The 10,149-nt window shown below is 74.1% G+C and carries 9 protein-coding genes and 1 pseudogene; all 10 read right to left on the bottom strand.

What is annotated here, in order from left to right; all coding sequences use genetic code 11:
- Positions 1-163 (bottom strand): annotated as a pseudogene (locus H1A17_RS31985) (sulfate adenylyltransferase small subunit); the annotation flags it as partial.
- Positions 160-1,023 carry an inositol monophosphatase family protein gene (locus H1A17_RS31980; RefSeq protein ID WP_145919501.1) on the bottom strand — a complete coding sequence of 288 codons (864 nt, stop codon included), beginning with the start codon at positions 1,021-1,023 and terminating at the stop codon, positions 160-162. The pseudogene H1A17_RS31985 and the gene H1A17_RS31980, both read right to left, overlap by 4 nt.
- 48 nt (positions 1,024-1,071) lie before the next feature.
- Entirely contained in the window at positions 1,072-1,899 is an 828-nt protein-coding gene (locus H1A17_RS31975; protein ID WP_240762851.1) for an ABC transporter permease, read from the bottom strand.
- Positions 1,896-3,053 carry an ABC transporter ATP-binding protein gene (locus H1A17_RS31970; RefSeq protein WP_145919502.1) on the bottom strand — a complete coding sequence of 386 codons (1,158 nt, stop codon included), beginning with the start codon at positions 3,051-3,053 and terminating at the stop codon, positions 1,896-1,898. The genes H1A17_RS31975 and H1A17_RS31970 overlap by 4 nt, the downstream gene beginning before the upstream one ends.
- A gap of 54 nt (positions 3,054-3,107) precedes the next feature.
- Positions 3,108-4,166: a PHB depolymerase family esterase gene (locus H1A17_RS31965; RefSeq protein WP_168222622.1), complete on the bottom strand. Its 1,059-nt coding sequence runs from the start codon at positions 4,164-4,166 to the stop codon at positions 3,108-3,110.
- Between the two features lie 154 nt (positions 4,167-4,320).
- Complete coding sequence (locus H1A17_RS31960) at positions 4,321-6,150, bottom strand: hypothetical protein (protein ID WP_240762974.1); 1,830 nt, start codon at positions 6,148-6,150, stop codon at positions 4,321-4,323.
- 88 nt (positions 6,151-6,238) lie between these two features.
- Positions 6,239-7,201, bottom strand: coding sequence for a sulfotransferase domain-containing protein (locus H1A17_RS31955; RefSeq protein WP_145919504.1), 963 nt, complete (start codon positions 7,199-7,201; stop codon positions 6,239-6,241).
- A gap of 26 nt (positions 7,202-7,227) precedes the next feature.
- On the bottom strand, positions 7,228-8,052 hold the full coding sequence (locus tag H1A17_RS31950) for an alpha/beta fold hydrolase (protein WP_228544634.1): 825 nt from the start codon (positions 8,050-8,052) through the stop codon (positions 7,228-7,230).
- Between the two features lie 2 nt (positions 8,053-8,054).
- Positions 8,055-8,363 (bottom strand): acyl carrier protein, encoded by a 309-nt coding sequence (locus H1A17_RS31945; protein ID WP_145919506.1) that lies wholly within the window; start codon positions 8,361-8,363, stop codon positions 8,055-8,057.
- A gap of 59 nt (positions 8,364-8,422) precedes the next feature.
- A partial coding sequence (locus H1A17_RS31940; RefSeq protein ID WP_194823618.1) for a 4'-phosphopantetheinyl transferase superfamily protein occupies positions 8,423-10,149 on the bottom strand: 1,727 nt, incomplete at its 5' end.

Below are 10,149 nucleotides of genomic sequence, written 5' to 3'. Positions count from 1 at the left end.
ACGCCTTCTGCGCCAGCCGCAGCATCACGATCGAGTCCTTGCCACCGGAGAAGAGCAGCACCGGCCGCTCCATCTCGGCGACCACCTCACGCATCACGAAGATGCTCTCCGCCTCCAACTCGTCGAGCTGGGAGACCTGGTACGCAGCCGATCCGCTGCTCATCGCGGGTCCTTTCCGGGGTGGGGGACGGGGGAACCGGAGGTGACCGCCGTGCCGGCCAGCTGCCGCCGCAGCGCGGCGAGCAGCGGCACGGCCAGCTCGCCGCGACAGACCAGCAGGTCCGGCAGCCGGGGGTCGGCCTCGTTGTAGGTCAGCGCGGAACCGTCGATGCGGGAGGCGTGGAACCCGGCGGCGGTGGCCACCGCAACCGGCGCGGCGGAGTCCCACTCGTACTGGCCGCCCGCGTGGACGTAGCCGTCCACGTCACCGGTCACCACCGCCGCGATCTTCGCCCCCGCCGAACCCATCGGCACCAGTTCCGCGCCGACCTCCTCGGCCAGCGCGGCCAGGAAGGCGGGGGGACGGCTGCGGCTGGCCGCCAGCCGGATCACCCCGCCGGGCGGGGCCGGGGCGGCCGGCGCGGTGGGGTCGTCGGTGGTCAGCACCCGGCTCTGCGCCGGCAGCCCGACCGCACCGGCGACCAGCCCGTGCGGGGTCGCCGCATCGCGGGCCCAGAGCGCCACGTGCACCGCCCAGTCGGCGCGCCCCTGCTCGGAGAACTCCCGGGTGCCGTCGAGCGGGTCGACGATCCACACCCGGTCGGCGGTCCGCCGGGACACGCCCTCGCCGGTATCCACCAGCCGGGAGCCGTCGTCCTCCTCGGAGAGCACCGCGTCGGCCGGCCGGCACCGGGCCAGCTCGGCCCGGAGGAAGTCGTGGGCGGCCCGGTCACCGGCGGCCTTCAGCGCGGCGGGATCGGCGTGACCGTGGTCGGCGCGTACCCGCAGCAGCAGTTCACCGGCGTGGGCGGCGAGCCGGCGGGCGAGCGCCACGTCGGATTCGGCGATGGTGGGGTCAACCATGGCAACTCCTCGACCTGTCGGGTACGCGGGCGGTGCGGGTGCGGGTGGTCACTGGATCGCCCGCCGCGTGAAGCAGCGGACACTGACCCAGGTCAGGACGACGGCCACCCCGGTCAGCACGGTCAGGCACACCCACGCCGGCAGGTGCGGCACGCCGGGCAGCAACGCCCCGCGCACCCCCTCCGAGACGTACGTCATCGGGTTGAGCGCGGTGACCACCTGGTACCAGGGCACCGACGACAGCCGGGGCCACGGGTAGTGGATGCAGCCGGTCCAGATGATCGGGGTGAGGATCACCGAGAAGGTCACGTTGATCCGCTGCACCGGCAGGGTGGTGGCCAGGCTCATCCCGATCGCCCCGCCGATCCACGCCCCGAGCAGCGCCACCACGAACGCCAGCGGCAGCCCCGCCGGCCGCCACGGCGCGGAACCGACCATCAGCGCGCCGAGCGGATAGATCAGCACGGCCGCGAGCAGCCCCCGGATGGTGGCGATCACCAGCTTGCCGATCGCGACGTACCCGGTGGGCAGCGGCGCCATCAACCGGTCCTCGATCTCCATGGTGAAGCCGAACTCCTTCACCAGCGGCAGGGCCACGCTCTGCAACGCGGTGGTGAGGGCGGCCAGCGCGATGATGCCGGGCAGGAACACGTCGGCGAAACCCCGCCCGACGAGGCCCTGGCTGCCCAGCACGGTGTCGAAGACGAACAGCATGAACAGCGGCGTCAGCCCGACCTGGACCAGGATGACCCAGAGTTCCCGGCCGGTGACCATCAGGTCGCGGCGCAGCACCGCGGCGAACACCCGCCCGGTCCCGGGCCGGGAGGGTGGCGTGGCCGTCGGGCGCAGCGGGGTCGGGGTGTCGAGAGCGGTCACCTCGGTTGCCTTCCGGTGAGTTCGATGAAGACGTCCTCCAGGCTGGGTTCGCCGACGTCGACGGCGTTGACCGCCGCCGACCGGGCGGCGAGCACGGTCACCGCCGGGCCGAGCAGCGTCGCGGGATCGCCGGCCAGGTGCAGGCGGATGCGCAGCCGGCCGCGACCGCCGTTGCCGGCCGCGCCGCCGCCGCGCCCGAGCAGACCCGCGCCGGCCAGGGCGGCCAGCCGGCCGGCACCGGGCCGTCCACCGCCACCGGCGGCGAGCGCGGCCAGCATCCCGACCCCGGCCAGCCCGGCCCCACCGCCGGCCGGCCGCCCACCGGCCGGCACGGTCGGCGTCGCCACCCGCTCCGCCTTGCGTACGCCGGGCAGCTCGCCCAGGGCGGCGCAGAGCGCGTCCGGGTCGTCCCCGCCGGCCGGGGTGACCGTGAGGTCGAGCAGCGCGTCCCCGGCGAGGCCCCGGACCAGGGCGGTCGGGGTGTCCAGGGTGAGCAGCCGGCCGTGGTCGACGATGCCGACCCGGTCGACCACCCGGGCCGCCTCGTTCATCGCGTGGGTGGTCAGCACGATCGCCACCCCCCGCTCCCGCAGTTGCCGCAGCTGCCCCCAGATCAGCAGCCGGGTCTGCGGGTCGAGGGCGTTGGTCGGCTCGTCGAGGAAGAGCACCGCCGGCTCGTGGGTCAGCGCCCGGGCGATCATCAACCGCTGCGCCATGCCCCCCGAGTACGCCTCGATCCGCCGGTCGGCCCGCTCGGTGAGGCCGAACCGGTCCAGCAGTTCCGCCGCGCGGGCCTGCGCCTCCCGTCGCCGTACCCCGTGGTAGGTGGCGTGGTAGACGAGGTTCTGCCGGGGGGTGAGCGCCCGGTCCAGGTTGTTGTGCTGGGGCACCACGGCCAGGTGGGCGCGGGCGGCGGCCGGGTCCCGGCCCACGTCGACCCCGCAGACCACGGCCCGGCCGCCGGTGGCCCGCAGCCGGGTGGTCAGGATGCCGACGGTGGTGGACTTGCCGGCCCCGTTCGGCCCGAACAGCCCGAAGATCTCGCCCGGCGCGACGGTGAACGACAGCCCGTCGACCGCGTTGGTGTCGGTGCGGGGGTAGCGCTTGACGAGGTCGTCGACCTCGACCACGGCCGGCCCGTCTCTGCTGGGCATCTCAACTCCTGTCCTGAGGGGGTGCGGGTGCCGACGGGGCCGGCGGCGGTGCCGTCAGCCGCCGGAGGGCTGGGGGTGCGCGGCGAAGAACCGCCAGATGGTGTCGGTGGCGTTCAGTGCGGTGGAGGGGGGATCGAGGTCGAGCAGCTTCTCCGCCCGGGGCGGGTTGGGTCGGCCGCCGGGCCACTGGTGTCCCGCGCCGGCGACGGTGATCAGCTCGACGGCGCGGCCCTGGGGGCAGGTCGCGGCGGACCGGGTGACCGGCCCGTCGGTGGTCACCTTCGGCGCGCCGCAGGAGTCGACGCTGCGCCACCGGGCGGCCAGTTCGGGGGTGGGCGGGCCGTCGATCTTCACCGGGTTGCGGCCGGTGCCGCCGTTGTCCCGCCGGCCGGGCCCGCCGCCGTACGGCATGGTCTGGTCCTGCTGGCCGTGGATGTGCAGCACCGACACCGGTTTCGGGTCGGCGCACCGCCCGGTGAGGGTGCTCGCCACCGCCCCGATCGCGGCGAAGATCGTGGTGTCGCAGACCAGCTTGTACGCCAGCAGCCCGCCGTTGGAGATCCCGGTGACGTACCGGCGGGACGGGTCGACGGGCAGTTCCCGGCCGACGGTGGCGACCAGTTCGGTGATGAACGCGACGTCGTCGACGCCGTCGCGGGCGGGCGCCCCGCAGCACTGTGGACCGATGGCCCAGGCCCGGTTCAGCCCGTCCGGGAAGAGCACCAGGAACCCGTCCCGGTCGGCCTGGCCGGTCCAGCCGTACGCCTGCTCGGCCTGCTCGCCGGTGCCGGCCGCGCCGTGCAGCATCACCACCAGCGGGACCGGCCCGCTCAGGTCGGCCGAGGCCGGCCGGTAGAGCCGGTAGCCGCGTTCCCGCCCGTCCACGGTGAGGGTGTGCGTGGAGCTGCCGACGGGCACGTCCGACGCCGGCAGCGCCGTACCGGACGGTGCGCTGGCCGCCGGGCCGGTGGGGGAGTCGGCCTGCTCGCGGCGGGGACCGCACCCGGCCGGGGCGGTCAGGGCGAGCAGCAGCGCGAGCGTTCCCGCGAGGCGGGCCGTGGACCGGCCGGCGCGGTTCCGCCCGACTTCGGGGCGAAAAACGGTAAAAGGCATCATATCAATACTTTCGCCCGGGAATGTTCGAGCAACGTCAGGGACGCGCCAGGATTCGGCAAGGGGCACCCGGCGCCGCCCGCGCCGGGGCGGGGCCGGGGTGGGGCCGCCGGCCCGGCGACGACGCTGCCGCCGGGCCGACGTCCCCGTCGGCTCAGTAGCCCCGCAGCCGGATCAGCTCCCAACCACCCTCGGGGACGCTGTCGGTCGGGTCGGCCCGCAGGTTCATCGGGTTCGCCATGCCCAGGTAGAGGGTCGGGCCGTCGGCGACCATGTTGCGGATGCCGTAGTTCAGGTAGTTGCCCAACCCGGTGTTGTTCACCGTCGTCGCCGCCTTCGTCGGTGACGGGAAGGCGTACAGGTCACCGCCGTAGACCGCCTCCGGCAGGGCGCTGGAACGCATCCCGGCCGCGTCCATCGGCGCGCGGGCCAGGTCGTCGGCCAGCGCCGGGGACAGACCCAGCTCGGCGGCGGTCTCCTTGCCCAGCTCCTTGGCCAGGTAGCTCCAGTCCATCGTGCCGACGTACAGCTTCCCGCCGGCCACCACCATCTTCCAGGTGTAGTTGTTGTACGGGTTGCCGAACCCGGCCGGGCCGAACTTCGGCGTCTGGTGCGTCGACTGCAACGCCCAGGCCCCGGCCCCACCGTTGGCCGCCGGGTCGTACGCCGGCAGCTCCGTCGAGCCGTACAACAGGTCGACCTTCTGGAAGTGGGTGCCGAAGTTGCGGCCCCGGTAGACGCTGATCGACCGCTGGGTGTTCTGGATGGTGGCCTGTGCCGCCGCCTCGTTCGCCGGCGGGTACGTCGCCATGTGCACCGTGGTCGCCTTCATCGGCACGTGCATCGTGCCCCAGTAGAGGAACCCGCCGTAGGAGGCCAGGCCGCCCAGGGCGTACGCGCGGGCCACCACCGGGTCCGGCTCGTAGGACGACACGTTCCACACCTGCTGCCAGCCGTCGGCGTCCTCCGGGTTCAACCCCGGCGCGCCCGACGCGAGCGGCGGGCTCATCCAGACCGCCGCGATGCTCGGCGGCGGAGCGGCGGCACCGGCGGTCGGGCCGGCCAGCTCGGCGTCCGAGCCCGGCCAGGTCGTCACGAACAGCCGCCCCTGGTGGACGGTGAGGTCGGCGGCCTGCGCCGGCAGGTTCGCCACCACCGTGAACGCGAACGGGTCGGACTTGCTGCCCGTCCAGCGCAGCACGTTGCCGCGCTCGCCGCCGTTCGCGCCGACGCCCACCCCGGCGTACAGGGCGTCACCGGCGACCGTGAAGTGCCGGATGTTGCCGTACATCGGGAAGTTGCGGGAGCCGAGGAACGCGCCGGTGTCGGTGTCGAACGCGAACAGGTTGACGCTGGTGCCCAGCGCCGGGCCGCCCAGCAGCGCCACCCCGTTGAAGTTGCCGGCCGCCCGGATGCCCGCGGTGGTCTGCAACCGGTTCGCGTCCTCGGTGGAGGCCGCCTTCACCAGGTCGGTCTTCTCGGTCAGCTTGTTGGCGCGGGTGTCGTAGGTGTAGAGGCGCGGCTGCCGGTGGTCACCGAGGATGGCCGGCAACTGCGGGTTGCGCTTGGCGACCTGGCTCTCGCCGTACTCGCAGACCCAGTCGTCGTTGACCGTCGGGGTGGTGTTGCGCAGGGCCCGTCCGCTGGTCAGGCAGTTGACGTTCGCTCCGGTGCCGAACCACAGCGTCTTGCCGGCCCGGGTCATCCCCCACAGGTACGCCTGGTTGACCTTGGCCTTGCCCTCGGCGCACGGCGGCCCGGCCGGGTACGGCAGCCCGATCCCGGCGAAACACTCGTCCGGCTGGGCCTTGGCGAGCAGTTGCGGGCTGCTCTGCTGCGCGCCGGCCGCGCTGGCCGCGCTGCCGGTGTCGGCGGCGTCGAGTGGCGCACCGAGCGCCGCCGAGGGTACCGCCAACACCGACCCGAGCCCGAGTACGGCGACGGCGGTCGACAACCGCCGTGCGGAGAACCGGAGTGGATTCACCAACAGTCTCTCTTTCGAAGGAAGGCGGACACCCGCCCCCGGGCCCGGCGGACCGGACCCGGGGCGGGCAGGGACACACAGGGGCCGCTCAGACGGCGGCCGGCAACTTCCGGGGGGCCGGGGCGACGACCCGCGAGGCCATCCGCTCGGCCCACCCGGACGGGTCGGGGAAGTCCAGGAACCGCCCGAGGCCGGTCAGCTCGGCCACCGGGTCGGCGACCAGATCCTCGTAGGACATCCGCAGCAGGTGCTCCGGGGGCACGTCCCGCAGCGCCTGGTCGGCCTGGCTGCTCATGAAGGCGCACAACCCGAGGTAGCGGCGCAGGTCCTGACCCCGTTCGCGCAGCGCGTCGGCGGTCAGCCGGTCCGGCAGGTACGGCTGGAGGTCCTCCGGCACCGCCTGGTCCGCGCCGACCCGGAACGGGTCCAGCCCGCACCGGCCGAGGAACTCCACCCGCAGCTGGATGAGCTGGAACGACGAGTGCCGGCTCATCGACCGGGCGGTGTCCTCCCAGCTGCGGGTCAGGTAGACGACCTTGCAGTCCGGGAAGCCCCGCAGCAGGTACGGCGCCACGTGGCTGGAGCCGCCGGAGCGTTCCACCCACCGGGTCTTGCCGGTCAGCACGGCGAGCAGGTCCAGGAAGTCGTGGTGGTGCTGGGCCACCGTCTGGGTACGGAACTGCGGCACCCGCTCGGCGAGCTGGTCGAACAGCGCGTCCGGGTCGGCGGTCAGCTTGGACAGGGTGATCGCCAGGATGCGCGGCAGCTCGGTGAGCCGGTCGGCCCACCGGCCCGTGGCCGGGTAGCGGACCTCCTTCGGCGGCAGGCCGATCCGGAACAGCGTGGACAGCTCCGCCTTGGGGCTGGCCAGCACCGCCCAGTACCCGGCACCGGTGAGCACCTCGGCGCTGCGGGCCCACGGCGCCACCGACATGAAGAACTCCTGGGCCGACAGGGTGTCCGGCTCCTCGTGGATCAGGTCGGACAGCAGCGTGGAGCCGCACCGACCGTTGCTGATGATGATCGACCGGCCGGTGATCGGGGCGTCCATCGGAAGACCTCCTGGGTGTCGCGTCGTCATGCGGTGGTGGATTGGGCCACGTCGAGCGAGCAGTCCTCGGCGAGCCAGGCGAAGACCAGCCGGCGGACCTCCTCCGGCCGGTCGATCAGCACCGTGTGCCGCTGGTCGGGCAGCACCTCGACCCGGGTCTGCGGCAGCAGGGCGCGGACCGCCGGGGCCAGCTCCACCACCGCCGAGTCACCGCCGTAGAGGCAGAGCACCGGGCAGCTGATCGCGGCCAACGCCCCGGCGGGCGGCAGCGGGCTCGCCGGCAGCTCCTGCTCCAGCGTGGTGTCGGAGAGCATCCGGTGCGTCTCGGCGGCCCGTTGCGCGGCGACCCGGCCCCGCCGCACCCCGATCTCGGTGACCGCCCCGTCGCGGGGCAGCCGGGCGGCGACGCGGGCGAGCCGCTCGCGTACCCGCCGCATCCACTCCGGGACCGGCGGCGCCGACTCGACCGTCACGATGCCGGCCACCCGCTCCGGGTGCCGGGCGGCGTACCCGAAGGCGATGGTGCCGCCGAAGGAGTTGCCCAGCAGCAGCAGCGGGCCGGTGACGTCCAGGGCGGCCAGCAGCCCCGCCAGGTCGTCGACGAAGTCGTCCAGGGCGTACCCGGTGGCGGGACGTTCGCTGCGCCCGTGGCCGCGCAGGTCGTACAGGACGGTCGGGAAACCGGCCCGGGACAACGGCTCGGCCAGGGTGAAGTACCAGCTCGCCATGGTGTCCGACGCCATCCCGTGGATCAGCACGGCGGTCGGCGTCGGCCCGGTCCGGCCGTCGGCGGCCGGACCGGGGGGATCGAGCCGCTGCGTGTGCAGGGTGATCCCGTTCGCCCGGACCATGGTCACCGGCTGCCCGCCCCGACCTCGTCGGCCTGCGCCAACGACTCGGCGATGTGCGTGACGAGCTGCCCGACCTTCAGCTCCCGGACGGTCTCCAGGTCGAGCTTGGCGACGAAGTGGGCGAAGTTCACCGTGTCGCCGTACCGGGACTGGAGCCGGCCGGCGAGCGCGACCACGTCGATGCTCTCCATGCCCAGGTCCTCGGAGAACGTGGTGTCCATGGTGACCACCTGGTCGTCCGCGAAGTCGCCCAGCACGGCGTCGATCATCTCGGTGAGGTCGGCGAGGATGGTGTCCTGGGCCGAGGGCATGGGCGTTGCTCCTTCTGCTGATCGGATGGGTTGGGCGGTGCTGCGTGCCGGGTGCCGGCTCACGGCCGGGACACCCCGGGCGGGGTGGCGGGTGCCGGCTCCGGCCCCCAGGTCCAGGCGACGACGTACCGGCGGGGCGGCAGGTCCTCCGGGTTGGCGACGTCCCGGTGGCCGACCCGGTACGCCCGACCGCCGATCTCGACGGTCAGCCCCGAGTCGGTGGCCGAGTAGACCCGGAACCGGCGCGGCGAGCCGTCCAGCCCGGTGCCCTCGGCCTTGGCGACCGCCTCCTTGGCGGCCCAGAACCGGGTGAACCACAACCGGCGGGCCTCGACGTTCCCGCCGGCCAGCGAGGCCAGCAGGGTCAACTCGGCCGGGGTGAGGGCGAAGGTGAGGGTGCTCTCCGGATGGTCGGTGACCTCCGCGACGTCGATGCCCACCCCGGGGCCGCCCGCCGGCGCGTCGGACGCCCGCCGCCGGGCGATCGCCACCCCTATCTCCGCGCAGTGCGCCAGCGAGACGTCGCAGTCACCGAGTCCCCGACCGGGCCGTCCGCGTACCCACGGCCGGCCGTCCGGGTCGTTGCCGACGGTCAGCTCGATGGGGTAGATGTCGGTGTGGCCGTCCTCCCACAGCCGGGCCCGTACCGCGTCCTTGGCGGCGATCCGGCCCAGCATCCACTGCTTGCGGGTCCTGGCCGGCTGCCGCTCGTAGTCGGCGTAGGCGGCCCCGCCGAGGATGCCCCGGGCGGCCATGCCCCGGGTGACCAGGTCGGTCCAGCAGTCGAACGCCATCGTCCAGCCCTCGGGCTGCAACAGCGACATCGGATGCCGCTCGGGGAACCGCTCCGCGACCCGGGCCTGCGGGTGGCTGTCGAACCGGCGGTCCACCGCGCCCTCGATCTCCGACCACACCCGCCCCTGGTAGCTGAGCTGGGTGTCGGCGACGAGTTTCCCGTCGTCGATGGCGCGGACCCGGGCGACGCACTCGAACGCCCGGCCGGCCGGCGGCGGCGGCCCGTAGAACCGCACCTGACCGAGCCCCACCGGCAACGCGACCGTGCGGAACGGCTGGGTGGTGATCAGCCAGTTGCCGATGAGCTGGAGGGCGTTGTCCAGCAGCGCCCCCGGCGGCACCGGTGCGGTGACGATGCCGCGTACGTGCATGTCGCCGAGCGCGTGCACCTCGGTCACGCCCTGGAACTGCGGGCCGTGGAACATCAGCCGCTCCGCGTACATCTCGGCGGCGCCGAGGGTCGGCGGGCGTTCGGTGGCCGGGTCGTGGGTCCAGACCGGCGGCGGCGTCGGGTACGCCGTGCCGACCTCGATCGTCGCGCGGGCGTACCCGGCGAAGGCGACCGCGTACCGGTTCGGGCCGGCCGTGCGGACCACGATCTCCACGTCGGTGGCCGGTTCGGCGATCAGCCACCGGTTGAACTTCGCGTCGTGCACCGCCACCACCGGGACGCCGGGCACGAGCTGCTCCACCGCCTCCATCATGTGCGCGACCAGGGCGGTCGCCGGGACCACCGGCCACCGGTCCTCCGGGTCCGGCCAGTCGTCGGGCTGCACGAAGAAGCAGTGGTCCAGCAGGTACGGCATGGTGTCCAGGGAGATCCGCCGGGTGATCCGGCCGACCTCCGTACCGGCCGCGCCGCTCGGGCGGACCGCCGTGGGCGGCGTCGCCGCCGACGCGGCGGGGGCGGCCGACGCGGCGGGAGCGGCCGGTGTGACGGGGGCGGCCGGCGGCGCTGGCCGGGTCGGGGCCGCGGTGCCGTTGCCGGCGG

This window comes from Micromonospora sp. S-DT3-3-22 (assembly GCF_015354745.1).
Classification (GTDB): Bacteria; Actinomycetota; Actinomycetes; order Mycobacteriales; family Micromonosporaceae; genus Micromonospora; species Micromonospora wenchangensis.
This window is presented reverse-complemented; position numbering and strand designations above follow the sequence as displayed.

Coding starts and splice junctions, on each gene's coding strand:
- H1A17_RS31980 (WP_145919501.1), bottom strand. CDS start 1,023: ATGGTTGACCCCACCATCGCCGAATCCGACGTGGCGCTCGCCCGCCGG.
- H1A17_RS31970 (WP_145919502.1), bottom strand. CDS start 3,053: ATGCCCAGCAGAGACGGGCCGGCCGTGGTCGAGGTCGACGACCTCGTC.
- H1A17_RS31965 (WP_168222622.1), bottom strand. CDS start 4,166: ATGCCTTTTACCGTTTTTCGCCCCGAAGTCGGGCGGAACCGCGCCGGC.
- H1A17_RS31955 (WP_145919504.1), bottom strand. CDS start 7,201: ATGGACGCCCCGATCACCGGCCGGTCGATCATCATCAGCAACGGTCGG.
- H1A17_RS31950 (WP_228544634.1), bottom strand. CDS start 8,052: ATGGTCCGGGCGAACGGGATCACCCTGCACACGCAGCGGCTCGATCCC.
- H1A17_RS31945 (WP_145919506.1), bottom strand. CDS start 8,363: ATGCCCTCGGCCCAGGACACCATCCTCGCCGACCTCACCGAGATGATC.